This window comes from Pontibacter russatus (genome assembly GCF_009931655.1).
In the GTDB taxonomy this organism is placed as follows: Bacteria; Bacteroidota; Bacteroidia; order Cytophagales; family Hymenobacteraceae; genus Pontibacter; species Pontibacter russatus.
The window spans coordinates 2,387,430-2,412,333 of sequence record NZ_CP047984.1 but is presented as its reverse complement, the minus strand read 5'-3'; the positions used below and the strand labels follow the sequence as shown (position 1 = coordinate 2,412,333).

Genomic DNA, 24,904 nt, shown 5'->3' with positions numbered 1-24,904 from the left:
GTCTAGTGCAAACAACAGAGAAGCCCCGGCAGGATATCTGCCGGGGCTTCTCTGTTGCGATTTATATCTAACTGTTATATATGGCTGCGCCTAAAGCAGGTCTACGCCCGTGTAATTGAACGGGGATATTTGTTTGAGCTCGGCCTTCACCTCATCGCGCACCTGCAGGGTGTCAATAAACCGTTGAATGCTCTGCTCAGTCATCTTCTCGTTGTTGCGGGTCAGCGCCTTCAGGGCCTCGTAGGGCTGCGGGTAGCCTTCACGGCGCAGCACCGTCTGGATGCCCTCGGCCACCACGGCCCAGTTGGCCTCCAGGTGCGCCTGCAGGGCCGTCTCATTCAGCTCCAGCTTTCCAATACCGCGCTCCAGCGATTTGAGGGCGACCAGTATATGCGCCAGCGGCACGCCCACGCTGCGCAGCACCGTAGAGTCAGTCAGGTCGCGCTGCAGGCGGGATATGGGCAGCTTGGCGGCCAAGTGCTCCAGCACGGCGTTGGCGATGCCCAGGTTTCCTTCGGCATTCTCAAAATCGATGGGGTTTACCTTGTGCGGCATGGCCGAGGAGCCTACCTCTCCCTCTTTGATTTTCTGCTTGAAGTAGCCCATGGAGATATACTGCCACACATCGCGCGAAAAGTCCAGCAGGATGGTGTTCAGCCGCTTCAGCCCGTCGAAATAGGCTGCCAGGTTGTCGTAGTGCTCTATCTGGGTGGTGTACTGGCTGCGGCGCAGGCCCAGCACCTCCTGCACAAAGCGGTTGCCGAACTCCGGCCAGTTAACTTCCGGGTACGCCACGTGGTGGGCATTGAAATTGCCCGTCGCGCCGCCGAACTTCGCCGAGAAAGGCACTTGGCGCAGCTGGCCCAGCTGTGCCTCCAGGCGCTCAGCAAACACCATAAACTCTTTGCCCAGGCGGGTGGGGGAGGCCGGCTGCCCGTGCGTGTGGGCCAGCATCGGAATGTCCTTCCACTCCCGGGCCAGGCCGGTCAGCATCCGGTGCAGGTGCTGGTAAGCCGGTCGCAGCACCCGTGTGTCGGCCTCCAGCAGCGAGAGCGGGATTGCGGTGTTGTTCACGTCCTGCGAGGTGAGCCCGAAGTGGATAAACTCCTTGTAGTCGCTCAGCCCCAGCGCGTCGAACCTGTCCTTGAGAAAATACTCCACGGCCTTCACGTCGTGGTTCGTCACTTTCTCCGTTTCTTTGATGATGAGGGCGTCCACTTCGGAGAACTGCTCATATATATGGCGCAACTGCGGGAACAGGCTGGCATCTACCTGCGCCAATTGCGGCAGGGGCAGCTCGCAGAGGGCAATAAAGTACTCCACCTCCACCAGCACCCGGTAGCGGATAAGGCCGAATTCGGAGAAGTAGCCGGCAAGTTCGGAGGTGTGGCGGCGGTAGCGGCCATCCACCGGCGATATAGCAGTAAGCGGGGTCAGGTTCATAGGGGCAGTCGTTCTTTGTCCAAATATACACAGGTTTGCCGCAGGATGCCAAAAGCCCGCCCGCTGATTTCGCGTGCCCGGCGGGTTGCTGAGGCCCGGACACGACCGTTAACCGACTGCTATATATAGGATTATATGGTTGGGAAAGCGTAGCTTTGGCACTATGCTTGTACAGTCGGGCTTGTATTATATATCTTAAGCCGCATGCTTCCGTAGAACGTGAGGTGTGGCAGCCGCGCTTTAAGCCCACACTGTGCCTGGAAAGGCCTTTATCGGGTGCTGCCCAAGCTGAGAGAAACAACTATTAATTCGCATCATAAAATTTTGGACCGACGTTTAAGAAACAGGCTGTTAGCTATATTTGGCGGCGTTATCGCCTTCTTTTTGCTACTTATTGTACTGCTTTTCGCTTTCAGGAGCAGTGTGCTGGACTATACCATCGCGCGCGTGGAGGAAAAGGTGGAAAGCAGGTACCCCGCCGACTTCACCGTCGGCAACGCCGCCTTTGATGACTGGAACTCCGTGATACTGTCAGACATCTCGCTGGTGCCGCACGGGCAGGACACCCTTTTCAGGACCGACAGCGTGTACGCCGCCGTCAGCGTCCGCTCTATCTTCGCGGGCCGCATCGTGTTCAGGAAACTCCAGGTCGACAACACCTACCTGACGGCGGTGAAGAACGGCGACGAGACGAACTTTGAATTCCTGTTTAAGAAAAGCCAGCCCGCGCAGCCAGCCGACACAATTTCGAAGGGGCGCAACTACGGCGCCTTGCTGAACCGGGTAATCGAGACGGCGTTTCAGAACGTGCCGGACCAGGTGGACTTCAGTAACCTCAACGCCTCCTATGTCTCCACCAGCCGCACCATTAACGTGGAAGTGCCCTTCCTGCGCATGCACGACGGCAAGATAGCCTCGCAACTTGCCGTGCAGACAGACTCGCTGGTGAACAACCTGCGCGTGTTCGGCACTATCGACCCGAAGAAATACCGCATCGCAGGCAAGCTGTATGCCTACGATGATATGGGCGTGCGCATACCCTATATAAAAAAGAAGCTGGACGCGGGAGTCACCTTCGACACCGTGCGCTTTAGCCTGAACAGCAAGCAGTTCAAAAAAGAGAAGCTGACGATGCGCGGCAGCGCCATGGTGAACAACCTGACCCTGAACCACCCGAAACTGTCGGGCGAGGAGGATATAAACGTGCGCGAGAGCGCCGTAGACTACGTCGTGACGCTGGGGCCGGACCTGTACGTGATTGACAGCCTGACGGAGGTGCGCGTGAACAAGGCAGAGGCCAACATCTATGCCGCCTACCAGGAGGTGGACACCACCAAAATTGTGGACCTGATGGTGAAGACGGAAAAAGTGCCCGCCAACGACTTCTTCGGGTCGCTGCCGACGGGCCTGTTCGAGAACCTGGAAGGCATCAAGGCGAAAGGCTGGCTGCAGTATGACATGAGGTTCCACGTGAACACGGACAGCCTGAACCAGTTGGTCTTCAACTCTGACCTGGACGCCTCGAAAGACTTTGAGATACTGGAATGGGGGAACACCAACATCGAGAAGATCAACGGCTCTTTTGTGCATACGGTGTACGAATACGGCAAGCCGGTGCGCACCTTCACGGTGGGCCCGTCCAACCCCTTCTACAGCCCGATAAGCCAGATATCGCCTTACCTGCGCAACGCCATCCTGAGCGCCGAGGACGCGGGCTTCTACAGCCACAACGGTTTTCATGAGGAGGCGTTCCGGCAGGCGATCATCAAGAACATAGAGGAGGGGGAGTTTGCCCGGGGCGGCAGCACCATCTCCATGCAGCTGGTGAAGAACGTGTTCCTGTCGCGGAAAAAGACGGTGGCCCGTAAAGTGGAGGAGGCCATTATCGTGTGGCTGATCGAGAACGAGAACCTTGTCTCCAAAAACCGCCTGTTTGAGGTGTACCTCAACATCATCGAGTGGGGCCCGAACGTATATGGCGCGAAAGACGCCTCCCGGTTTTATTTCGGCAAGCAGCCCTCCGAACTGAACCTGGCCGAGGCCATCTTCCTGACGAGCATCATCCCGAGCCCCAAGCGCTACCGCTCCTCCTTCGACAGCTACGGCAACCTGCGCAGCTACAAAAGCGGCTACTACCGGCTGATTGGCGGCATCATGCGGCGACGTGGCCTGATTTCGCAGGAGGAGTACGAGAACCTGACACCGGATGTGCAACTCTACGGCCGCGCCCGCGACCTGATCGTAACCGCCCAGGACTCCACAGTGGTGGAAGAGGACACCACGCAGTTTGAGCTGGAAACGATAGACCTGCTGGATTTTTAAAGCTAAGGCGGCTATATAAAACGGCCCTGCATTTATGTGCGGGGCCGTTGTGCTTTTAGTATAGCCGGACTGAAAGTAGCATAGTCCTAGAACTGATGCTGACCTAAACCAAATGGAAGGCCAATTCATATATAACCTCATTCTTTTGACTTAGAACACGTGCTTCGCTTACTTGCCGCATGAAAAAAGAAAAACAGGAAGCAGCAGGCCTTCCCGGCCTTATCCCGCGGGCAGGCGCACTGGCATCCCGTATAGGGCTGGACTGGTTTCTGCTGGCCCTGATCGGCATGATTGTGCTGGCCTGGCTGTTCCCGGAGGTGGGCGTGGACCGGGAGCCGCTGTCGCTGGGCGATGTGGCGAACTATGGCGTGTCGGCGATTTTCTTCTTTTACGGCTTGCGCCTGAGCCCGGAGAAGCTGAAGACTGGCCTGAGCAGCTGGCGGCTGCACCTGGTGGTGCAGCTGAGCACGTTTGTGCTGTTCCCGCTGCTCATCCTGCCATTGCACACTTTTTTTGAGGGGGGCGAGCAGGAACTGCTTTGGCTGGGAACGTTTTACCTGGCTGCCCTGCCGTCCACGGTGTCGTCTTCGGTGGTGATGGTGTCGATAGCGGGAGGCAATATTCCGGCGGCCATTTTCAACGCCAGCATCTCCAGCCTGCTCGGTATTTTCATCACGCCCCTCTGGATGGGCCTCTTCCTGACCAGCAGCTCCGGGGAGTTTGACCTGGGCGGCGTGATGGGCAAACTGGTGCTGCAGGTGCTGTTGCCGGTGGTGCTGGGCATTGTGCTGCACCGCTACTGGGGAGGCTTCGCCGAGCGCAACAAGAAGAAGCTCCGTATTTTCGATCAGGTCATCATCCTGCTCATCGTGTTCACCTCCTTCTGCGAGTCCTTTGCCCGCCACATGTTCAGCGGCTATAGCCTGCTTGATTTGGGCACCTTGGGCGTCGCCATGATTGGGCTGTTCTTCCTGGTTTTCGGCATCACGAGCGGCATCAGCCGCCTGCTGGGCTTCAACCGCGGGGACCGCATCACGGCCATCTTCTGCGGCTCCAAAAAATCGCTGGTGCACGGTACCGTCATGTCCAAAGTGCTCTTTCCGGACGCCAACATTGTCGGCATTATCCTGCTCCCCATTATGATTTACCATGCGCTGCAACTCCTGGCCAGCAGCGTCATCGCCCAGGCCTCCGCGCGCAAAGCCGGATTGGAAGCACAGGGGGAGTAGTGGCTATATATAGCGCATCCGCCGTTTATATATGGAACCATATATAAACGGCGGATGCGCTCCTGGAATCATATATAAACTCAGGCTGCTTGCTTCTGCCGGTGCGCGGCTTTTTCTTCCTCGTCGTGCAGCAGCTTCCTGTCCAGGATAAAGGGGCCGAAAGGCAGGAGCGAGGCGAGCACGCCAGCGGCCACCTTCAGGATTGACCAGCGGTGAACGAGCGTTACCTGCAGCAGCGCCATCATATATAAAACGAACAGCACGCCGTGCGCCCAGCCTACGTATTTCACCACTTCCGGTATGCCCAGCATATACTTTATGGGCATGGCGATGCCCAGCAAGAGCAGGTAAGAGATTCCTTCATATATGCCCACGGTGCGGAGGCGGGAGATCGGGGTTTTCATGTGCAAAAATTTCTTTAGGTTGATGCTGCTATGCAACAGCGCAAAGATAAACATCGTGCCCTTCCGGACCCAGCTAAACACAAAGATTCTATGCCACAGCACTTTAAAAAGAGAGGGTTGGCGCCAAATCAGCGCCAACCCTCTCTTTTATCCGTCATTCACAAGCCGGCAAATCCTGCGTCTTGCTACTTGTATCTATATAGTGCGGCAACTGCCGTTACTTCTCCACCGAGCTTTCCTCGGAGTTCTTTGGTGCCGGGGCGGCATTCATCACCTCGTTCTGTACCCCGATGGAGTGCTGGTGGATGGCGTCAAAAATAGCTCTGATAAAGCCCTCGTCCACACCAATCTCGTTAGCCAGTTTGATTCTGTCTACCACGATCTCCTTCCAGCGGCCTGCCTGAAAAATATCGAGTGCGTTAGCGCGCTTATACTCCCCGATGCGCTTGGACACATCAGAACGGAGGAACAGCAGGTTGATCAGGTCGTGGTCCAGGCGGTCGATGAGGTTACGCAGATCCTGCAACTGGCCAGGGCCCGCCACGTGCTCATGGTCCAGGTCAAGGCCGTTCAGCAGGGAGGTCAGGCCTTCCGGCGTCACCTGCTGCGAAGCGTCGCTCAGGGCTACATCCGGGTTTATATGTGATTCGATCATCAGCCCGTCTACGCCCAGGTGCAGGGCCTGCTGGCTCACAGTGTCTAGCAGGTCGCGGCGGCCCGCAATGTGGCTCGGGTCGCAGAACAGCGGGATGCCAGGAGCCAGCGCACGAATCTGCTGGATGGTTTCCCACTTCGGATGGTTGCGGTACGGCTTGTTGTTCGGGGTAGAGAAGCCTCTGTGAATCAGACCCAGATCGGTGATACCGGCGCGGTTCAGGCGCTCTAGGGCACCCAGCCACAGCTGAATGTCGGGGTTCACCGGGTTTTTCACTAGCACCGGGATGTCCACGCCCTGCAGGGCATCGGCCACTTCCTGCACCGAGAACGGGTTTACCGTGGTGCGCGCGCCCACCCACAGGATGTCCACGCCATACTCCAGCGCCTCTTCCACATGCTGCGCGTTCGCCACCTCAACGGCTGTTGGCAAACCTGTTTCCTGCTTCACGGTGCGCAGCCACTCTAATCCAACTTTACCTACTCCCTCGAACAGGCCCGGACGGGTGCGTGGCTTCCAGATACCAGCTCTGAAAATATGCACGCGGTGGTCCTTTATCAGCCCGCGGGCTGTCTGAAGCATCTGTTCTTCGCTCTCGGCGCTGCAGGGGCCCGAAATTAGTGTCGGAAGCGGGCCGCCGTACAGGATTTTCGAGTCTGAGGTAATGTTTAGGTTTGAATTATTTGAGCTCATGGCTAACGGTTTGTAAGATATGATTTTTGATTCGTTTAATGACTTCTTCTAACTGGGCCGCTGATATACAAAGCGATACGCGCAGATATCGTTCCCCCTGGCTGCCGAAAATTTTGCCTGGCGTGATAAAAACCCCTGCCTCGTAGAGCAGTTCGTCCAGGTAGGCTTCCACATCGGGGATATGGTCCGGCACGCGCGCCCACACAAACATGCCCACGGAATTGGGCTGGTAGCGGCAGTGCAGCGTGTCCAGGAGTTGATGCACCAGTTCCTTGCGGGCGGCATATACTTTGTTGCGGGCGTCGTGCCAGGCGCTGTCGTTCTGCAGGGCCTCTACGGCGGCCTGCTGGATGGGCAGGAACATGCCGGAGTCCATATTGCTTTTCACGGCCAGGATGGTGGCCAGGTAGTCCGGGTGGCCCAGCACCATGCCCACGCGCCAGCCCGCCATGTTGTGCGACTTGCTTAGCGAGTTCAACTCAAGGCAGCCCTCTTTCGCGCCCGGTATGCTCAGCAAGCTCAGCGGCGACTGGTTGGGCAGCACAAGGCTGTAGGGGTTGTCGTTGATGAGCAGGATCTGGTGCCGACGGGCAAAGGCTACCAGTTTTTCCAGCATCTCGGCCGTGGCCTCGGTGCCAGTGGGCATGTGCGGGTAGTTGATCCACATCAGCTTCACACCGCCCTGCTGCACCAGTTGCAGCAGCTCCTGCTCCTGCGGCAGCCAGCCGTTCTCCTCGCTCAGGTGGTAGCTCACCGGCTCGGCACCCGCCAGGCGGGCCGCTGACGAGTAGGCCAGATAGCCGGGATTCGGCACCAGCACTTTGTCGCCGGGGTTCAGGAAGGCCAGCGATATATGCATAATGCCTTCTTTCGAGCCCATCAGCGGCAGCACTTCCGCCGCTGTCAAAGCTACCTTATAGGTCTGGCTGTACCATTCGGCCACGGCCTGCCGGAAAGCCGGGATGCCGTTGTAGGGCTGGTAGCCGTGGCTCTGGCTGGCCGAGGCCGAGGTGTGCAGTGCCTCTACGGTGGCGGCGGAGGGGAGCTGGTCCGGGTTGCCGATGCCCAGGTTGATGATCTGCCGCCCCTGTTCGTTGAGCGCCCGTACTTCGGCCAGCTTCCTGGCGAAGTAGTATTCCTGCACGTGCTGGAGGCGGTCTGCTTTCGGAATGATCATGCTGCTAAAGCTGTAAGGACTTTACCTTCTTTTTGGGGTTCGGGTGCTCCGGGTACTTTGTCTTGTGGTACAGGCCTATCAATTGCTGGTACTCCACCAGGGGCTCCAGCGAGGCAATCGTCTCCTGCAGGTTATCGCTCGACTCTCCCTCCAGCTCTATCACCATATAATGCGCGTAGCTGCGGGCAATGGCCGGGAGCGTCTGTATCAGCGCCGTGTGGATGTTGTGCAGGCTCAACTGCGTGAAGATATCCGCCAGCGATCTGTCGTGCGACACCTGCAGCAGGAGCGTGGCTTTGTTGGTGGACACCACAGCCTTTGGCCGCTCCCGGTTCACCACCAGGAAGCGCGTGAAGTTGTCGCGCCGGTCTTCGATGTTCTCAGCCAGCATCTCCAGGCCATACAGGGCAGCGGCCTGCTTGCTGGCAATGGCGGCCACGCCCTCCAGGCCTTTTTCCCTGATCTCCTTGGCGCTGTCGGCGGTGTCGTGGCTTTCCTGCAGTTGCAGCTGCGGCCGCTGTGTCAGGAACTCGGTGCATTGGTTCAGGGCCATCGGGTGCGACACTACTTTGCGCAGGTCCTGCAACCGCTGCCCCGGCAGGGCCATCAGGTTCTGCTCGATCGGCAGCCACAGTTCGCCCGTCACGAACAGGTTGTACTGGTGCAACAGGTTGTAATTCGGCAGAATGCTGCCCGCCAGCGTGTTCTCCACGGCCATCACCGCCTGGTCGGCCTTGCCTTTGTGCAGGGCCTCGCACAACTCCCGGAACGACTGGCAGGGCAAGCTCTGCACGTCGTGTTCGGGGAAGTACTGCTGGGCAGCCACCTCGTGGAAGGAGGCCGGGCCTCCCTGAATCGCTACTTTAATTTTTCCGTGTGTCATAAAAATAGAAAAAGCCCCGCTTAAGGCGGGGCTTCCTGAGTTCTATATTGTAAAGCACTTACTTACACAATAGCTATCTCTGGAGCCCCTTCGGAGTACCAAAAAAGTAATAGCTAAAGTAAAAAGAAAGGTGCTGAATCATTGCCTGCTTGTAATATGTGGCCAAACTTACCAAAGTAATTTTACAAAGGCAAGTTTCGTAACGAAATTTAAATAAAAAATTTATCCGGCTGCTGAAATCGTATCAGTACTTCTATATATAAAGGTGTTTCAGGCGGTAGGCTGTGCTATATATAAAGGATGTATTATATATAGTATATCCGGGAGTTCAGCTACGGTTAGCTGCGTATATTGGGTGGATATACGGAATAACTCCGTTTAGCGGCAAGTTGTGTGGCATTTAAAGAATGAGAAAATATAAAACCATAGAGGTTGAAGATTTTGAGAAAATGCTTGAAGAAATAAGTAATTCTAAAAGCATTGACCTCATTAATTTTGATTTGCTTATCTATGGTGGTGGTGGACAAGACAAAAATATTACGCCGAATTAAAGCATAATCCAAAATGCGAAATTTTATGGACTGGTTGGCCTAGCCCCAAATGGTCTTCAATATTTTCATTTATTCCTGGACAAGCTGGACTAATAAAGATTAAAGAACAAGAAGCTTTCAAAGAGTTGTATTATGAATTAGCTGCTTATAGCGTTTCCGATGCAATCTATATCCCTAAATCCTTTACAAAAGCAGTTGTAGATGAAGTAATTAATAAAACTTGGAAAGCAAGATTTGACAAGTTTACTGATTTAGCGCCAAGTTCCTTTGTTTTGACTTCTGAAGCAGATGAAGTTATTGAGGAAAAAGGAAAAAATATGTGCTTCTATGACTACTACTTTGGTACAGAAGTAAATCCTTCCTTAATAGAAATAATTGAAAGAAGAAAAGAAAAACGAACACACAACAAAAGCTAAAAATCATTAAAGCGTACTTTAGCCCAACCGTTGGTAGGAATTTATAGAATGTTGGCTATGAAAACAAAAGAACAAGTAATTATGAGTTTTGAAGGGTATGCCTAACCAGTTTTCTATTGATGAACTGATGGATAAATTAATTCTACAGCTTAACGTGAACTCTGGAATTATTTTGTATTTAATCTACTGATAAGCAAGCTACTATCTTTATATACAAACCTCTAAAGAAGCTCAAAGCGACACTGTTTCCAGTTTTTCCATGAGGTGCCTTGTAAATGTTGCGGTGCCGCGGATGCGGCAGCCGAAGCAGAGCGGAGGCAGCTTCAATTACACAGCACCGAGTGGGAAAACGAGGCCTCTCGGCCCGAGAGCACCAAAGCAAACTATAGAACTTGAATATATGGCCGAAGGGATGTACAGCAGTTCAAAGCTTAGGCAGAACAATTCCAGAGTTCACGTACAGCTTACTTTAGCGAAACCATACCCCTAAAACCATAAAAGCCACCGCAACTGCGGTGGCTTTTATATATAGTAGCTAAAGCTTGTTTAGCTTAGTTGAGCCTGTTGGCAAGGTATGCGGAAACACCTTCTTTAGTGGCTTCCATGGCCAGTTCGCCTTCTTCCCAGTTGGCAGGGCAAACTTCGCCTTTCTCCTCGAAATACTGCAGGGCATCCACCATACGCAGCGCCTCGTCGATGCTGCGGCCGAGCGGCAGGTCGTTCACCACCTGGTGGCGCACCACGCCTTCCCTGTCGATCAGGAACAGGCCGCGGTACGCAACCGGCTCGCCCACAAACGTAACCTCGCCCTCTTCGTTGTAGTCGTAGTGGCCAGCCAGCACGTCGTAGTTTTGGGAGATCGTTTTGGCGGCGTCGGCTACCAGCGGGTAGGTAACGCCCTGTATGCCGCCCTGCTCCTGTGGCGTGTTCAGCCATGCGAAGTGCGACATGTGCGTATCAGTGGAGCAGCCCACAACGGCCACGCCTTTGCGCTCAAAATCCGCCAGCCTGTCCTGGAAAGCCAGGATCTCTGTCGGGCATACAAATGTGAAGTCCATCGGGTAGAAGAAGAACAACACGTGCTTCTTGCCCAGGTACTGCTCTAATGAAAAGTTTTCCTCGAATTCTTCGCCGTTTACTACGGCTGTAGCTTTGAAAGACGGTGCTTTCTTACCTACTAAAACTGCCATTTTCTAAGTTTTTAAGTTATAAATCTATTTTAGGTACGCATGTTATGCTGATTTGCTTTTCCGGCTCCACCTTGTTCCCCGTCAGCTGCACCGAGAAGCCCTTTAGCTCGAAGTTGTGGAGGTTTCTTTTGCGCAGGAACTCCCGCAGCAAAGCCTCTAACTCCTCGTCTTCAAAATCGATGATCTCCCGGGTGTTGCTGCAGTATATATGGCTGTGGGCCCTGGCGTTGGCGTCGAAGCGCTTGCCGCCCTCCTCCGAAAGCACCTTGTGTACCAGGCCTGCCTCCGCAAAGGTGTCGAGTGTTTTATAGACGGTGCCCAGCGACACGCTGGGGTTGGCGGGCTTCAGGAGCTGGTACACTTCCTCCGCCGTCGGGTGCTTGCCGTGCAGGTCCACCAGTGCCTCGTACACCACAATGCGCTGGTGTGTGGCTTTCAGATGGTGTGCCTGCAGGCGCTCGCGCAGAGTCTGCCGGTGGGGGATGTGCTGCATGTATTAAGTGAGAAAACTTCTTATCTCGTAAAATTTGCTGCAAAATTAAGCCCTAAATCCTGCGCCTGCAAGCAATGCCGGTTAACAAAAAGTAATGCGTTTGCCCAGTGTTACATAAGCTACTTACTGCCAGTAGCTTGCGTAGGCAAAATAAAAAAATACGAACTAGCTTAAGTGACCGTTCGGAATGTGGTCAAATGTGGGAACCGAATTTGTACAAACTATTATACATCTTGTAAGGATCTTGGTAGAAGGGAGATGAAGCTGTAGCTATATAGATGAGTGGTTGCGGCTCGCCCACAAGATCCTTGCAGGATGACAGTATAGAGGGAGCGCGGCTTTCATTAGTTTCATCCGTATACTCAGGAGCCAGGCAGCGGTGGGCTTTACATATATAAGAATTGATTTTCGAGGAGGGAATAAGGCGACAGCATCAATCAGCTATATATGGATAAGTAGCGCACATATAACTCTGCATATATAAATGCAAGACAAAGAGAGCAGGCTGTGTTCAGTTATGAACCGGCATAGCTTGTTCTTTATGGAGGAGCTTTCCATATAAATGCACAGGACGTTGCTCGCTGAAGGCATACGGAAATGCGGCCGCAAAGCCTGTAGCGCCGGAAATATATATGGACAGCAAACAGATTGCCAGCCATATATGGTTTAGCGGCCTTTGAACCGGGGTTTGCGTTTTTCGATAAAGGCGCTCATGCCTTCGGCCTGGTCGTCGGAGGCGAAGCAGAGGTAGAAGTTCTTCCGCTCGAAGTGCAGCCCTTCGTCCAGTTGCGTTTCGAAGGCGCGGTTTACGGCTTCCTTCGCCAGCCGCGCCGCCACCGGCGACATCTGCGCTACCTCTTCCGCCAGCTTCAAAGCTTCTTCCAGGTATAGCTCCACCGGCACCACGCGGTTGATCAGTCCCCGCTTCTCGGCTTCCGCTGCGGTCATAAACCTGCCGGTCAGCACCATCTCCATGGCTTTGGCCTTCCCGATGGCCCTGGTGAGGCGCTGTGTGCCGCCCGCGCCCGGCATCACCCCGATTTTTATCTCCGGCTGCCCGAACAGAGCCGTTTCTGAGGCAATGATCATGTCGCAGGTCATGGCCAGTTCGCAGCCGCCGCCCAGCGCAAAACCCGACACTGCCGCGATAATGGGCTTCCTGGTTTTCCGGATCTGGTCCCAGGTGGCGAACTGATCCGCGAGCAGCATGTCGATGGCGGTTTTCCCGGCCATCTGCTTGATGTCGGCGCCGGCTGCAAAAGCGCGCTCGTTGCCGGTGAGCACCACGGCCCGCACCTGCTCGTCCTCGTCGAGCTGCCGGAGCGCGTCGCGCAACTCCCCCATCAGTTGCAGGTTCAGGGCGTTCAGCTCTTTGGGCCTGTTGAGTCGGATAAGGGCGACGTGCTGCCGGGCCTGTGGGTCTACGAGTATAAACTCCATATCTTTTCCTGTTTCGCTGGTGCTATACTGCATGTACGATTTTTATTCGGAAAGCATAAAAAAAGCCCACCTGGAAGGGTGGGCAACAGCTACATGACCAGCGGTAAAACTCTTTACAGGGAAGCAGACGACTCGCTGCTGACCATCCGGAAGTACAAACGCTGAATCTGTTGGGAGTCGGGCTCCGTCACCGTTGCCGGCGGCGAAGGCTTCAGGTTCCGGGCATCCACTGGCTTCGTCAGATCGGTGGTTTTGAACACAACACCTGCAATCAGAAGAACAAAGAGCACCAGAAGCTTGAAGAAGAAGGTAATGGTAAATTTTTCAGCAGTTTGCATAGCGGTTTAGGTGGTGATCAGTCTCAAAAGGCAGTCGGTTTAACAAGGGCCTTTTATATACGCAAAGTAAATACAAAGTTCTGGTATAACATGCTATTAGTGGAAGGAAATAGAAATAAATTTAGTGTGAGTGACAGCCGGGTTAGCGGGTCACAATCTGGCAGGTGTTGCGGGTGCGCTGCTCCAGCAACACCTCTTTCCCGTCCATCACTCTGGCCAGGCTCGCTGCGTCGTAGTTTTTGACAGTGTAGAGCGTCAACCCTGTGTTGTAGTGGATGATGAACTGATCGCTTAGCGTCTGGATGAGGCGCTGCAGGCGCTCCTGGTGGAAGTCGGCGCAGATAGAAAACGAGATGGCGGAGTTCTGCATCAGGTTCATTTTAATCCGCAGGTCGGCAAGCGCTTTAAAGATAGTCCCCAGGTTCTTCTCCGAGACAAAAGTGAAATCCTTCACGCTGAAGGATATGAGACACTGGTTTTCTTTGATGATATAGGCGGGCGCTATTTTGTCGAAACGGCAGTCGCATATTTTGGTGCCCCTGCCCTCCGGGTTCAGAAACGATTTGACGTACAGCGGAATCTGCTTGTTGGCCAGGGGCTTGATGGTTTTGGGGTGGATGACGGAGGCACCGTAATACGCCATCTCCACCGTTTCCTGGAACGATATCTCGGGGTAGCACACGGTGTCCGGGAAGTGCTTGGGATCGGCGTTCAGCAGGCCCTCCACGTCTTTCCAGATGCACATTTCGGCGGCGTCGAGGCAGTAGGCAAAAATCGCGGCACTGAAGTCGGAGCCCTCGCGGCCAAGCGTGGTGGTAAGGCCCTCGCCGGTGCCGCCCAGAAAGCCCTGCGTCACCACCAATTGCTGCCGGAGCAGGGGCGGCAGATCGCGCTTTATCAAGCGTTCGGTAAGGGGCCAGTCTAGCCGGGCTTCGCGCCAGGTGCTGTCGGTTTTTATATACTCCCGGCTGTCGACCCAGGCGTTGGCAAGGCCCTGGTCCTGCAGAAAGTGGTGCAGCAGGGCAGAGGAGATCAGTTCCCCGTAGCTCACGGCCTGGTCGTAAGCCATATCGTAGCTGGCGTGGGGGCTGGTGTGCTGAAGTGTGCTGTGCAGCACCTCAAACAACTGCGCAACCCGCTGGCGTGCCGGGTTGTCGGGTGCCGGGAACAGCTCCGCGAGCACTTCTTCGTGATAGGCTTTGATGCGCTGGTATTCCGGCTCAAAATCCTGCTGCCGGTACGCCAGGTCCATTGCCTGCTCCAGGGCATTGGTGGTTTTCCCCATTGCCGACACCACCAGCAGCAGTTGCCGCTCGCCGCCGTGTGTTTTTACGATGCGGGCCGCGTTGCGGAATGCCTCAGCGCTTTTCACGGAGGCGCCCCCGAACTTATATACTTTGATGCCGTCTGTGCTCATGTGCCATAAAATAGGTGTTATCCGGAAAACAGGCTATATATAAATCAAGATATAAATCAAAACCGCCGCGAAAAAGAAACTGCGCAGGGAGTAAACAGGCTGCTCTTGTAACTCATAGACGTGAGGAAACAGCGGAAGGATGCCGTGAGATGGATACCAACGCTCCGTAAAGCCAGTGAGCTATATAAGTCTATATATAAAATCCCCGCTTTGAAGGGCGGGGATTTTATATATAAATGCCGATGTTCACGCATCAGAAGCCGGCGCAGTCGCCGGCGGGCACATTCACGCCCCCGGCCTGCTGGTATACCACGCTGGCGCCCAGGTGCCCGGCATATACCAGAAACCCGGAGCCTACCACCATCAGCAGCACGGCCACAACCTGTAGCAGCCTTGTTTTTACCCGCAGCAGGTTCAGGCGCAGGGCCAGCACCAGGAGGGTGGCGGCAGAAAAGATGTACGCCATGTTGTCGGCCGCAATCTCATGGTCCTTCAGCACCGTGGGGTCGCAGATCTTCCTCGAGACGATGCCGTCTGCCAGCCCGCCCGTGTAGATGCCCACCCAGGCCGCCAGGCAACCGGCATATAGCAAATAGGCCCCGGCCCTGTGCCAGAAGTGCGCCTGTGTGCCCTTCAGGAAGAGGGCGATAAGCATAACGAGGGTAGCCAGCAGCAGAAAGGAGATAGGGAAATGCACCGTGAGCGGGTGCCATATCTCCGTCCGCCAGAAGGTTGGGTCATACATGCTATTCCAGGATTCGTACGGCTATCGGCTCCAGCCGCTGCCCTACTTTCTCCACCTCCACCTCTACCTGCTGGCCTTGCTGCAACTGTTCGAAAGGCACTGTTTCGCCGTTTCTTTCGAGTGTGGTGGTTTCTGTGAAATAAAGCTCAAGGCGCTTGTCATCGGCGGTGTTTACATAAATCTCCGTTTCTTCAGGATTTACCTTGTCAATGGTGCCCTGATAGGTGCCAGACTCCACCACATCGGTGCCTTCCTCGCAGGAATACAGGAACGGAGCCATCAACAAAAAGAGAATGGCAATCAGTTTTGCGTTTTTCATAGTGCTAACGTTTTAAATATGAATTTTATCAAATATAATAAAAAATATAAACAGGGTTATACATGCTGCTCAGGCTGGCTTTTGAGTAGGGGGCAGCCGGATGCCCTCCCCGCGCTGCAGCCGGTTCCGGTGCAGTTTAAAGATGGCTGTAGCCTTTTCTCTTGGCGCCAGGTGTTTATATAATGGGGCGGTTGCTGCCTCTCTCCTTTTATGCCATATCCTTATTCTTTGCCTTCCCTGATTTGGTTCCACTTTATTTAAAATAATTTTAAATAAGGCTTGCCTCAAAGACAGGTTCAACTTAGCTTTGCCCATCCTATTTATATTAAGTCTAAATTAAAACAGCATATTTGTATGACCAAGACCTTGACTGCCTTTAAACTCCGGACATTCACGATGGCTGTTGCCGCCTGTGTGGCTTTTACTTCGTGCTCTGACGACAGCGAGGAAAATCCTTCCTATAACCTGCCGGAAACCTACAGCTTCGAAAACGCTGATTACTCCGGGCAGACCACGCGCATCGCCATGCTGGCAGAACTGAGCGACTACATCAAGACAGGCAACACCGGGAGTGAACTGAACGCCCAGAAGATGAAGGACATGTACGCGAACGCCAACACGCCTTTTTCTGACGCTGCCCTGAACGAGGCTACCACCAAGCAACTGAAGAACAAGACTATCCTAACGGCCCAGCCCGTGTTCGAGGCGCTTTTTGATGCCGTGGCCATTGCCAGCCAGCGCGGCGGCGCCCCCGCCTCAGAGGGCACGGCCGGGTTGCTTACCTCAGCCGACGGCTCCAGAACATACCTCGTGGATGCGAACGGTGTGGAGTACGGACAGGTAATCCAGAAAGGCCTGATGGGCGCCGTGTTCTACAACCAGGCGGTGGAGGGCTACCTGACGGAGGAGAAAATCGGGGCAGCAGTGGATAACACCACCGTGACGCCGGGCGAAGGCACTACCATGGAGCACCACTGGGACGAGGCCTTCGGCTACTTCGGAGCCCCGAAGGACTTTCCGGCCAACACAGAGGACGCAAAATACTGGGCCAATTACAGCAATCAGGTAGATGCCGCCCTCGGAAGCAACAAAGCCATCATGGATGCCTTCATCAAAGGCCGGGCTGCCATCTCCGCCAAAGACATGGCTGGTAAAGATGCTGCCGCCGCCACTGTCCGCGCTGAGTGGGAGCGACTGGTAGCCGCCGCCGCCATCCACGAACTGAACGCCGCCCAAAACAGCCTCGCCGACCAGGCCAGGAAGAGCCATTATTTATCCGAGGCCATCGGCTTCATCATGGGCCTCCAGTACAAGTCAGACCGCAAGCTGTCGGACGCCCAGTTCCAGGAAGTGACGGACGCCATCGGCGACAACCTGTACCAGACTACCGGCGACGACATTGCCGCAGCCATCAACATCCTCAGCACCGCTTACAGCATGGACAGCATCAAAGGGCAATTGTAATATAGCTGCACCTTTACAAAAGTGTTTATATATAAGCAGCAGCGGAGGCATCCTTTGTCCCTGCTGCTGCCTTTCCCATTCATGACAGAACCTATGAAACTTCCCAACCTATATGCAGCCGTTGCTGTGATGCTGAGCCTCTCTGTGCTGGCAGGCTGCGGCTCCGACAAAGAGGATGACACAAATCCCAAAGCTGATTTCGACCGCGGGGCGATGCTGGCCAACTACGCCGACAACCTGATTGTGCCGGGCTACGAAGCCCTTGTCGCCAAAGCAGCGGCGATGGAGGCAGCGGTGGCAGCGTTTGCCGCTGAGCCTTCTGCCGCCACGCTGGCGGCTGCCCGTGGTGCCTATCAGGAGGCATACAAGTCCTGGCAACAGGTGAGTATATATGAGTTTGGCCCCGCCGATGAGCAGATGCTGCGCAACAACCTCAACATATACCCGACCGCCGCCAGCGAGATAGAAAGCAACATCACCTCGGGCAGCTACGACCTGCAGGCTGCCGCTAACCTGGATGCCAAAGGCTTTCCGGCGCTGGACTATCTGCTATATGGCGCGCCATCGGAGGAGGAAGTTGTTGGTTTATATATAACGGACGCCAGTGCGGCCAACCGGAAGCAGTACCTGCAGGAGGTGGCCAGCCTCATCAGCCAGCGCGCCGATGCGGTATATGAGGACTGGACCAGCGGCAACTACACGGCTACGTTTGAACAGGCGGCGGGCACCGCGGTGGGCAGCGCCGTGGGCAACCTCGTTAACCAACTCAACTTCGACATCGACCTAACCAAACGCGCCAAAGTGGGCATTCCGAGCGGCCGCTTTACCGCGGGCAGCGCCCTGCCGGAGAAAGTGGAGGCCTATTACAGCGGCACCTCGCTGGAACTGTTGAAGGCGGCCATCCGTGCCGAGAAAGCCAAGTTTATGGGTGCCAACGGCCCGGGCCTGGATGACTACCTCGACCATGTGGAAGCAGCCTATAACGGCGGTCCGCTCTCGGCGGCCATCGAGGCACAGTTCGATGCCGCACTAGCCGCCGCTGAAACGGTGGAAGGCCCGCTTTCTGAAGCCGTGGCGACGCAGCCCGAGGCGGTGACAGCGGTATATGACGCCCTGCAGAAGCTCATCGTGCTCACTAAAACCGACATGCCCTCCGCCCTGGGCGTCACCATCACCTACTCCGACAACGACGGGGATTAACGAGTGAGTCCTGTAACTGACAAAGCACAGCACTTTATATATAGCATATGCCCCAGAGGCTGACGTCCTATCTGACCGCACCTGTTTCTGCCGCGCCGCTGGCCGTGTTCCGCGTTATTTTTGGCGGGATGATGCTGGCGAGCGTACTGCGCTTTATGGCGAAAGGCTGGGTGACGGAGCTGTACGTGCAGCCCAAAGTGTACTTCCCGTACTACGGCTTTGAGTGGGTGCAGCCGCTGGGCGAGGCGGGCATGTACGCGCTGTTTGTAGGGATGGCGCTGTCGGCGCTGGGCATCATGCTGGGGCTGTTTTACCGCGTGTCGGCGGGGCTGTTCTTCCTCAGCTTTACGTACGTCGAGCTCATCGACAAAACCAATTACCTGAACCACTACTACTTTGTGAGCGTGGTGGCGCTGCTGCTGGTGCTGGTGCCGGCGCAACGGCATTTTTCGCTGGACGTGCTGCGCAGGCCGCATATATGGGTGAGCCACGTGCCGCGCTGGGCGTTGCTCATCTTCCAACTGCAACTGGGGCTGGTGTACTTCTACGCCGGGGTGGCCAAGCTAAACCCTGACTGGCTGCTGGAGGCCATGCCGCTGCGCTACTGGCTGCCGGCACACACCCACCTCCCGCTCATCGGCCCGCTCCTCGACGAAGTGTGGGTGGCTTTTGTGTTCTGCTGGTTCGGCGCTTTTTATGATCTCACCATTCCGTTTTTCCTGAGTTGGCGCAGAAGCCGGTTGCTGGCTTATGTCACCGTGGCGGTGTTCCACGTGCTCACGGCAGTGCTGTTCCAGATTGGCATGTTCCCCTATATCATGATCGTGAGCACGCTGATCTTCTTTTCTGAAGGATTTCATACCCGCGTGCTGCAGGGGCTGCGGAGTTTGGTGAATGTGCGAATACGCATCTATCCTGCTTATGCCAAGGTATCGGCCCAACCACTGCTCTTGAGCCTGCTGGTGGTGTATTTTGTGTTGCAGGTGCTGGTGCCCTGGCGGTTTGCGCTGTACCCCGGCAAACTCTTCTGGACCGAACAGGGCTATCGTTTTTCGTGGCGCGTGATGCTGATGGAGAAGACTGGCACGGCTTTTTTCTACGTGCGCGATCCCCACACCGGCCACGAAGTAGAGATCAACAACCGCGAGTACCTGACCATCAACCAGGAGAAGCAGGTGGCCACCCAGCCGGATATGATCCTGCAGTACGCCCATATGCTGCAGCAGGACTTTGCCGCCCGTGGCGTACCCGGTGCGCAGGTGCGCGCCGAAGTGTACGTGAGCCTGAACGGCCGTGGCAGCCGCCTCTTCATCGACCCGGCGGTGAACCTGGCGGCTCAAGAAGAGAGCTTTCTGCCGAAGCCCTGGATTTTACCTTTTGATGAAGTGGCTCCGCTGCAAGAGGCGGTGGGGCAGAAATAAATGAACATGCGCATAACGCTAACGATCGCTCTGGTGCTTTGCAGCTGTCTGGCTGCGCGGGCGCAAACATTCTCTATTACCGGTAAGGTAACCAGCACCGCCACACAGCAAGCCGTGCCGCAGGCCGAGGTGCTGCTGACCAACACGGGGGCTTTGTTTAAGGCTGATGCCCGGGGAAATTATAGCATTACCAATCTCGTACCCGGCCTATATACCCTGACCGCCTACAGCGTGGGCTGGGGATCGGCCACGCAGCAGGTCACCATTAGCAACAGCAATGTTTCCCTTGATTTCTCTCTGAATCCGCTGGAAGGGCAACTGAAGGAAGTGAAGGTGAATGCGGAGCGCGAGAAAACCTTTGGCATCGCCCGCCTCAACTCGGTGGAGGGCACAGCCATATATGAGGGCAAAAAAAGTGAGGTAGTGGTCATTAGCGACATTACGGCCAACAAAGCCACCAACAACAGCCGCCAGGTCTTCGCCAAAGTCGCTGGGCTCAATATATGGGAGAGCGATGGTGCCGGGCTACAACTGGGCATTGGGGGCCGCGGCCTCAGCCCGAACCGGACCTCCAACTTCAACACCCGCCAGAACGGCTACGACATCAGCGCCGACGCCCTGGGTTACCCGGAAAGTTACTACACCCCGCCCACGGAGGCGCTGGACAGGATAGAAGTAGTGCGCGGTGCGGCCTCGTTGCAGTACGGCACCCAGTTCGGCGGCATGATCAACTTCGTGATGAAAGAGGGGCCGGAAGACAAGCCCTTTGAACTGACTACCCGCCAAACGGCCGGTTCGTGGGGCCTGTTCAACTCCTTCAACAGCGTGGGCGGCACCAAAGGCAAGTTTCATTACTATGGCTTTTACCAATACAAGCGCGGCGACGGCTGGCGCGACAACTCCGGCTTTGATGCCCATACCGCTTTTGGCTCCGTGCATTACAAGCCGCACGACAAACTGGAGATTGGCTTCGACTATACCTATATGGATTACCTGGCGCAGCAGCCGGGAGGCTTGGCGGATGCGGCTTTTGAGGAGGATGCCCGGCAGTCTATCCGCGACCGCAACTGGTTTAAAGTGAACTGGAACCTGCTGGCCCTGACGCTGGACTACCGCCTGAGCGACCGCACGAAGCTGAACGTGCGCAACTTCGGCTTGCTGGCGCAGCGCGATGCCCTGGGCTATATGGGCAAAATCAGCCGTCCGGACGATATGACGCAGCCGCGCACGCTGCTGCAGGACCAGTTTAGGAACTTCGGAAACGAGACGCGCCTGCTCCACCGCTACGACCTGGGCAATTCCTTCTCCACGCTGTTGATGGGCGCCCGCTACTACCGTGGCTTCACCGATCAGCAGCAGGGCGACGGATCCACGGCCACTGACGCTGATTTCCGGTTTTACTCGGAGACGGGTGCGCCCAACGCATCTGCCTACGACTACCTGAGCCGCAACATCGCCCTGTTTGCCGAGAATATCTTCAACATCACCCCGAAACTGAGCCTGACGCCGGGCGTGCGCTACGAGTGGATCAACACCAACGCCGACGGCAGCTACCGCCATGTGGTGCCAGACCAGGCGGGCAACATTATCCGGGATGAGGTGGTGCCGGAAGACCGCAGCAACTCCCGCAACGTGCTGCTCTTAGGGCTCGGGCTGAGTTATAAGCCGAGCGAGGAGATGGAGGTATATGCCAACTTCTCGCAGAACTACCGCGCCATCAACTTCAACGACATGCGCGTCATCAATCCCAACCAGCTTGTGGATCAGAACCTGCAGGACGAGCGCGGCTACAGCACCGACCTGGGCTTCCGGGGCAACATCAGCGGGGTGCTGAACTACGATGCCAGCGTGTTTTACCTCGCTTACAAAAACCGTATTAACTTCATGAACATCGCGGGTACCACCAACCGCATCCGCACCAACGTGGGAGACTCGCGGAACATAGGCCTGGAAACTTTTGTGGAGGCCGATTTTCTCAAACTTATATATGGCAAAGACCATCAAACCAGCCTCTCGGCCTTCTCGAACGTGACGCTGGTGAACACCAGGTACAGCAGCCCGCTAAGGGATATAGATGGAAATGAAGTGGAACTGGCGCCGCCTGTTATTGCCAAGGTGGGGCTCTCGTTTAAGCGCTACAATTTTAAGCTGGCTTACCAGTATGCCTATACCGCAGAGCAATTTTCCGACGCCCCGAACTCGTTGCTGGAGCCAACGGCCGTAGTGGGCGTTATACCGACTTACTGGGTGATGGACCTCTCGGGCAGCTATACCTACAAGCGCTTCACGCTGGAGACCGGCATCAACAACCTCACCGACAACCGCTACTTCACGCGCCGCGCCACCGGCTACCCCGGCCCCGGCATCATCCCCTCGGATGCCCGCAACTACTACATCACGCTGCAGTTTAAGCTGTAGGTTGATTGCTGGTTGTTGATTGTCAGTTGTTGCTGCAGTTATAATAAGGCCCGGCTTTTCGTTTCTGCCATCCTGAAAGAATTTTGATGGAAGGGAGACAAAGCCTTTGGCTCTGGTTCCGGGAGCCTTTAGAAATGACATGCCGGTGTAGTTCTATACGGTCTATACATCTTTTTTGGTAGGCTCCTGCCACATTGTACTATTATCAATTAGGTTTTGGGCATACGCATACTCGCTGTGCAAGTATATTCCAACCGCCCCTGCCCCTCTACAAGGACAAGGAGGGGTAGGGGTGGTTGGGCAGATAGGCGAAACCCATGGGATACTGGCATAAACCCCTATCCCATACCCTATATGATTTGGAGGAAGGGGAAGAATCCGCTAATTTGGTTGAGCAGGCATCAACGCTTATATATAGAGAAGCACCTGCCAGCAGCAGCATATATAAATAACCCAAACGCATGAACAACCAGATATGGATAATGACCTCGGCCTTCGACCGGCTGAGTCTGGATGAGGTAATTGAGAAAGCCAACGAAGTAGGCGTGCAGGGGCTCGACCTCTGCGTGTTCCGGCGCGACGGCACCCGGAATGATTTTGTGGCAACGCACCTGGACTACGAGCACTTCCGGCCGGATGACGCCAAAGCCCTGCTCGACAAGTTCAACAAGAACCGACTGCAGCTCTCACTGGGGGCCTTCGACAACCTGATTGGCGGGGACGAGGCGCAGCGCGTGAAAAACCAGGACCACCTGCTCCGCCTCATCCGGATGGCGCACCTGCTCGGCGGCGACGCCAACGACGTGAAAGTCGGCACTTTTGTAGGCTACAACCACGCACTGGGCAACGAAGAGAACGGCTTCCAGAAAAACCTGGAGGCATATGCCGAAGTGTTCAGGCCCATCATCCAATATGCCGAGGACCTGGGCGTGACGGTGCTGTACGAGAACTGCCCGATGGAAGGCTGGCGCGCCGCTGGCTACACCAGCACCTTCAACAACCTGACAGGCGTGCTGGCGGCCCGCAAACTGATGTACGAGCTCATCCCGAGCAAAGCGCACGGCGAGATATATGACCCCTCCCATGATGTGTGGCAGCACGTGGACCCAAGCGAGGTAATCCGGAATACGGATATGGCCCGGCTGCACCGCATCCACGTAAAAGCGACGCGCCGCGGAAACAACGTGCATTGGGGCAACATGTACCCGATGCAGCAGGTGGATGCTGACCTGGCCAAGCGCGCGAGGGTTCCCATCCCCAGAAACGAGTGGGACCGCCATAATTACGAGGCAATGCTGCCCGGCTTCGGCGGCTCCGACAGCATGGACTGGCGGGCGTTTGTGAACACGCTGCAGGAGCAGGGCTTCTCAGGGCCGTTCGAGATAGAGAACGAGGCCGCCTTGTCGAAGGGCACCGGCAATATGGGCGCTATTATGCAGGGCTACAAGGCCACTGTTTTAAACCTGGCCCCCATGCTGTGGGAACTCACCGATATGGGCTACCAGTATAACAACGGCGGTTTCCGGGAGCTAAAGCAGATAGCAGGCAAGGACATCCCGGTGGTGACGATGGAGGAGCTACGCTAGGCCTAGGCTATACATGGCTTGCGGATGTAGCAGCTAATTAAAAAATTCTTTCGCCTCCCGAGGGGCTTACACGCCAAAGGCAGGCATTTTCTTGTTTATATACCTTTTTTTATATATTAAGGCAGTTTGTTTTGTCAAATCCAATCCGTTACTTTACGGCATTAAGTTTGTTTTCATAGCTTGGAAAGGCACCCTGCTCTGCAGGGTGCTTTTTTAGTTTAGGCACCTTGCAAAGGGCGGCTTGTACCCACAGGGCAGGCACCGGGCTTCTGCTGCCATAGCAAATTTTTTTACTATATTGGGAAGATACACAGGGATGTGGCCCCGGCTTCTGGTCGGTTTGCATCGCTGCTGTCTTGCTATATCATTTCAGACCATTGCCTATGAACATCATCGACAGACTACACATGGTTTCCCGTTTCTGGCGTTACCGCCGCAGAACCGAGAAAGACTCCGTCAGGTTTTTGCTGGACCAGAACCTGACAGGGGCCACGGTGCTGGACATTGGGGCGAACAGGGGGATTTATACCTACTGGATGTCGAAAAAAGTAGGTCCGGGCGGGCGCGTCATCTCCTTTGAGCCGCAGCCTGAACTGGGCGATTTCCTGCTGGACCTCAAAGAGTCGTTTCAGCTCGATAACGTGACCATCCGAAACAAAGGCTTGTCCGACAAAGAAGGCACGTTCGATATCTTCAGAAAGTTTGTAGGCTCAGGCGGAGCCAGAATCGCGCAGAAAGGGGAAAAGCTTCCGGAAAACAGCGGCTTGCACAAAGTGGAGGTGCAGGTAACGACCCTGGATACTTTTTTCAGGGACAAGGCGCCCGGTAAGCTCGCTTTCATCAAGTGCGACGTGGAAGGCCACGAGATGTCTGTGTTTAAAGGCGGGCGGAAAACCCTGCAGAAGCACATGCCCACGCTGCTGTTCGAGTGCAGCCACGAGGACGCCGGGAAAGGCGAGATTTTCTCTTTCCTGACGGACATGGGCTACAAAGGCTTCTTCATCCGCAACGGGAAAAAGATTGACTGCCAGGATTTTGACAAGCACCCGTACCGGAAACCAACCGAAAGCCTCCGCAATTATATGTTTGTGAAGGAGTAG

At 55.4% G+C, this 24,904-nt stretch carries 22 protein-coding genes; 10 read left to right on the top strand and 12 right to left on the bottom strand.

Going from position 1 to position 24,904, the window contains the following annotated elements:
- Nucleotides 1-90: 90 nt before the first annotated feature.
- Nucleotides 91-1,443 (bottom strand): adenylosuccinate lyase, encoded by a 1,353-nt coding sequence (purB, locus tag GSQ62_RS09700; RefSeq protein ID WP_161889312.1) that lies wholly within the window; start codon nt 1,441-1,443, stop codon nt 91-93.
- Nucleotides 1,444-1,827: 384 nt separating this feature from the next.
- Between purB and GSQ62_RS09695 the strand changes: the two genes are divergently transcribed.
- Together GSQ62_RS09695 and GSQ62_RS09690 are read left to right on the top strand one after the other, a co-directional pair.
- Nucleotides 1,828-3,765 carry a biosynthetic peptidoglycan transglycosylase gene (locus GSQ62_RS09695; protein WP_237587129.1) on the top strand — a complete coding sequence of 646 codons (1,938 nt, stop codon included), beginning with the start codon at nt 1,828-1,830 and terminating at the stop codon, nt 3,763-3,765.
- Nucleotides 3,766-3,944: 179 nt separating this feature from the next.
- The gene (locus GSQ62_RS09690) at nt 3,945-4,994 is read left to right on the top strand and encodes a bile acid:sodium symporter family protein (protein ID WP_202621870.1); all 1,050 of its coding nucleotides are present in this window, start codon (nt 3,945-3,947) and stop codon (nt 4,992-4,994) included.
- 80 nt (nt 4,995-5,074) lie between these two features.
- On the opposite strand, the gene GSQ62_RS09685 is transcribed toward GSQ62_RS09690, so the two are convergent.
- The 4 genes from GSQ62_RS09685 to GSQ62_RS09670 form a co-directional block, all read right to left on the bottom strand.
- Entirely contained in the window at nt 5,075-5,398 is a 324-nt protein-coding gene (locus GSQ62_RS09685) for a DUF3817 domain-containing protein (RefSeq protein WP_202621869.1), read from the bottom strand.
- Between the two features lie 217 nt (nt 5,399-5,615).
- Nucleotides 5,616-6,746, bottom strand: coding sequence for a chorismate mutase (locus GSQ62_RS09680; protein WP_161889310.1), 1,131 nt, complete (start codon nt 6,744-6,746; stop codon nt 5,616-5,618).
- Nucleotides 6,733-7,923, bottom strand: a complete 1,191-nt coding sequence (locus GSQ62_RS09675; protein ID WP_161889309.1) for a pyridoxal phosphate-dependent aminotransferase — start codon at nt 7,921-7,923, stop codon at nt 6,733-6,735. Before GSQ62_RS09675 ends, GSQ62_RS09680 begins: the two co-directional genes overlap by 14 nt.
- A 4-nt stretch (nt 7,924-7,927) precedes the next feature.
- Nucleotides 7,928-8,806 carry a prephenate dehydratase gene (locus GSQ62_RS09670; RefSeq protein ID WP_161889308.1) on the bottom strand — a complete coding sequence of 293 codons (879 nt, stop codon included), beginning with the start codon at nt 8,804-8,806 and terminating at the stop codon, nt 7,928-7,930.
- Nucleotides 8,807-9,213: 407 nt separating this feature from the next.
- Here GSQ62_RS09670 and GSQ62_RS09665 point away from each other — a divergent pair, with 407 nt between their 5' ends.
- Both GSQ62_RS09665 and GSQ62_RS09660 read left to right on the top strand, forming a co-directional pair.
- A complete protein-coding gene (locus GSQ62_RS09665; protein WP_161889307.1) occupies nt 9,214-9,357 on the top strand; it encodes a hypothetical protein in 144 nt (47 codons plus the stop codon).
- A gap of 125 nt (nt 9,358-9,482) precedes the next feature.
- The gene (locus tag GSQ62_RS09660; RefSeq protein ID WP_161889306.1) at nt 9,483-9,773 is read left to right on the top strand and encodes a hypothetical protein; all 291 of its coding nucleotides are present in this window, start codon (nt 9,483-9,485) and stop codon (nt 9,771-9,773) included.
- Nucleotides 9,774-10,324: 551 nt separating this feature from the next.
- Here the strand turns inward: GSQ62_RS09660 and GSQ62_RS09655 are convergent.
- From GSQ62_RS09655 to GSQ62_RS09625, 7 genes are all read right to left on the bottom strand, one after another.
- A complete protein-coding gene (locus GSQ62_RS09655; protein ID WP_161889305.1) occupies nt 10,325-10,963 on the bottom strand; it encodes a peroxiredoxin in 639 nt (212 codons plus the stop codon).
- 16 nt (nt 10,964-10,979) lie between these two features.
- Entirely contained in the window at nt 10,980-11,456 is a 477-nt protein-coding gene (locus GSQ62_RS09650) for a Fur family transcriptional regulator (protein ID WP_161889304.1), read from the bottom strand.
- 666 nt (nt 11,457-12,122) lie between these two features.
- Entirely contained in the window at nt 12,123-12,896 is a 774-nt protein-coding gene (locus GSQ62_RS09645; RefSeq protein ID WP_161889303.1) for an enoyl-CoA hydratase-related protein, read from the bottom strand.
- A gap of 113 nt (nt 12,897-13,009) precedes the next feature.
- Nucleotides 13,010-13,234, bottom strand: a complete 225-nt coding sequence (locus GSQ62_RS09640) for a hypothetical protein (RefSeq protein WP_161889302.1) — start codon at nt 13,232-13,234, stop codon at nt 13,010-13,012.
- A 142-nt stretch (nt 13,235-13,376) separates the two neighbouring features.
- A complete protein-coding gene (locus GSQ62_RS09635; protein WP_161889301.1) occupies nt 13,377-14,651 on the bottom strand; it encodes an aspartate kinase in 1,275 nt (424 codons plus the stop codon).
- Nucleotides 14,652-14,904: 253 nt separating this feature from the next.
- Entirely contained in the window at nt 14,905-15,396 is a 492-nt protein-coding gene (locus GSQ62_RS09630) for a DUF2231 domain-containing protein (RefSeq protein WP_161889300.1), read from the bottom strand.
- Nucleotide 15,397: 1 nt separating this feature from the next.
- Nucleotides 15,398-15,715 carry a hypothetical protein gene (locus GSQ62_RS09625; protein ID WP_161889299.1) on the bottom strand — a complete coding sequence of 106 codons (318 nt, stop codon included), beginning with the start codon at nt 15,713-15,715 and terminating at the stop codon, nt 15,398-15,400.
- Between the two features lie 354 nt (nt 15,716-16,069).
- Here GSQ62_RS09625 and GSQ62_RS09620 point away from each other — a divergent pair, with 354 nt between their 5' ends.
- From GSQ62_RS09620 to GSQ62_RS09595, 6 genes are all read left to right on the top strand, one after another.
- Nucleotides 16,070-17,179, top strand: coding sequence for a DUF4856 domain-containing protein (locus GSQ62_RS09620; RefSeq protein ID WP_161889298.1), 1,110 nt, complete (start codon nt 16,070-16,072; stop codon nt 17,177-17,179).
- Nucleotides 17,180-17,272: 93 nt separating this feature from the next.
- A complete protein-coding gene (locus GSQ62_RS09615; RefSeq protein ID WP_161889297.1) occupies nt 17,273-18,379 on the top strand; it encodes an imelysin family protein in 1,107 nt (368 codons plus the stop codon).
- Between the two features lie 47 nt (nt 18,380-18,426).
- A complete protein-coding gene (locus tag GSQ62_RS09610; protein WP_161889296.1) occupies nt 18,427-19,800 on the top strand; it encodes an HTTM domain-containing protein in 1,374 nt (457 codons plus the stop codon).
- A 6-nt stretch (nt 19,801-19,806) separates the two neighbouring features.
- A complete protein-coding gene (locus GSQ62_RS09605) occupies nt 19,807-22,218 on the top strand; it encodes a TonB-dependent receptor (RefSeq protein ID WP_161889295.1) in 2,412 nt (803 codons plus the stop codon).
- A gap of 461 nt (nt 22,219-22,679) precedes the next feature.
- A complete protein-coding gene (locus GSQ62_RS09600; RefSeq protein WP_161889294.1) occupies nt 22,680-23,804 on the top strand; it encodes a sugar phosphate isomerase/epimerase family protein in 1,125 nt (374 codons plus the stop codon).
- A gap of 383 nt (nt 23,805-24,187) precedes the next feature.
- On the top strand, nt 24,188-24,904 hold the full coding sequence (locus GSQ62_RS09595) for an FkbM family methyltransferase (protein ID WP_161889293.1): 717 nt from the start codon (nt 24,188-24,190) through the stop codon (nt 24,902-24,904).

Excerpts from the sequence above, each read along its gene's own strand:
- purB (WP_161889312.1), bottom strand. The coding sequence starts at position 1,443 with ATGAACCTGACCCCGCTTACTGCTATATCGCCGGTGGATGGCCGCTAC.
- GSQ62_RS09690 (WP_202621870.1), top strand. The coding sequence starts at position 3,945 with ATGAAAAAAGAAAAACAGGAAGCAGCAGGCCTTCCCGGCCTTATCCCG.
- GSQ62_RS09685 (WP_202621869.1), bottom strand. The coding sequence starts at position 5,398 with ATGAAAACCCCGATCTCCCGCCTCCGCACCGTGGGCATATATGAAGGA.
- GSQ62_RS09680 (WP_161889310.1), bottom strand. The coding sequence starts at position 6,746 with ATGAGCTCAAATAATTCAAACCTAAACATTACCTCAGACTCGAAAATC.
- GSQ62_RS09675 (WP_161889309.1), bottom strand. The coding sequence starts at position 7,923 with ATGATCATTCCGAAAGCAGACCGCCTCCAGCACGTGCAGGAATACTAC.
- GSQ62_RS09670 (WP_161889308.1), bottom strand. The coding sequence starts at position 8,806 with ATGACACACGGAAAAATTAAAGTAGCGATTCAGGGAGGCCCGGCCTCC.
- GSQ62_RS09665 (WP_161889307.1), top strand. The coding sequence starts at position 9,214 with ATGAGAAAATATAAAACCATAGAGGTTGAAGATTTTGAGAAAATGCTT.
- GSQ62_RS09655 (WP_161889305.1), bottom strand. The coding sequence starts at position 10,963 with ATGGCAGTTTTAGTAGGTAAGAAAGCACCGTCTTTCAAAGCTACAGCC.
- GSQ62_RS09650 (WP_161889304.1), bottom strand. The coding sequence starts at position 11,456 with ATGCAGCACATCCCCCACCGGCAGACTCTGCGCGAGCGCCTGCAGGCA.
- GSQ62_RS09645 (WP_161889303.1), bottom strand. The coding sequence starts at position 12,896 with ATGGAGTTTATACTCGTAGACCCACAGGCCCGGCAGCACGTCGCCCTT.
- GSQ62_RS09640 (WP_161889302.1), bottom strand. The coding sequence starts at position 13,234 with ATGCAAACTGCTGAAAAATTTACCATTACCTTCTTCTTCAAGCTTCTG.
- GSQ62_RS09635 (WP_161889301.1), bottom strand. The coding sequence starts at position 14,651 with ATGAGCACAGACGGCATCAAAGTATATAAGTTCGGGGGCGCCTCCGTG.
- GSQ62_RS09630 (WP_161889300.1), bottom strand. The coding sequence starts at position 15,396 with ATGTATGACCCAACCTTCTGGCGGACGGAGATATGGCACCCGCTCACG.
- GSQ62_RS09625 (WP_161889299.1), bottom strand. The coding sequence starts at position 15,715 with ATGAAAAACGCAAAACTGATTGCCATTCTCTTTTTGTTGATGGCTCCG.
- GSQ62_RS09620 (WP_161889298.1), top strand. The coding sequence starts at position 16,070 with ATGACCAAGACCTTGACTGCCTTTAAACTCCGGACATTCACGATGGCT.
- GSQ62_RS09615 (WP_161889297.1), top strand. The coding sequence starts at position 17,273 with ATGAAACTTCCCAACCTATATGCAGCCGTTGCTGTGATGCTGAGCCTC.
- GSQ62_RS09610 (WP_161889296.1), top strand. The coding sequence starts at position 18,427 with ATGCCCCAGAGGCTGACGTCCTATCTGACCGCACCTGTTTCTGCCGCG.
- GSQ62_RS09605 (WP_161889295.1), top strand. The coding sequence starts at position 19,807 with ATGCGCATAACGCTAACGATCGCTCTGGTGCTTTGCAGCTGTCTGGCT.
- GSQ62_RS09600 (WP_161889294.1), top strand. The coding sequence starts at position 22,680 with ATGAACAACCAGATATGGATAATGACCTCGGCCTTCGACCGGCTGAGT.
- GSQ62_RS09595 (WP_161889293.1), top strand. The coding sequence starts at position 24,188 with ATGAACATCATCGACAGACTACACATGGTTTCCCGTTTCTGGCGTTAC.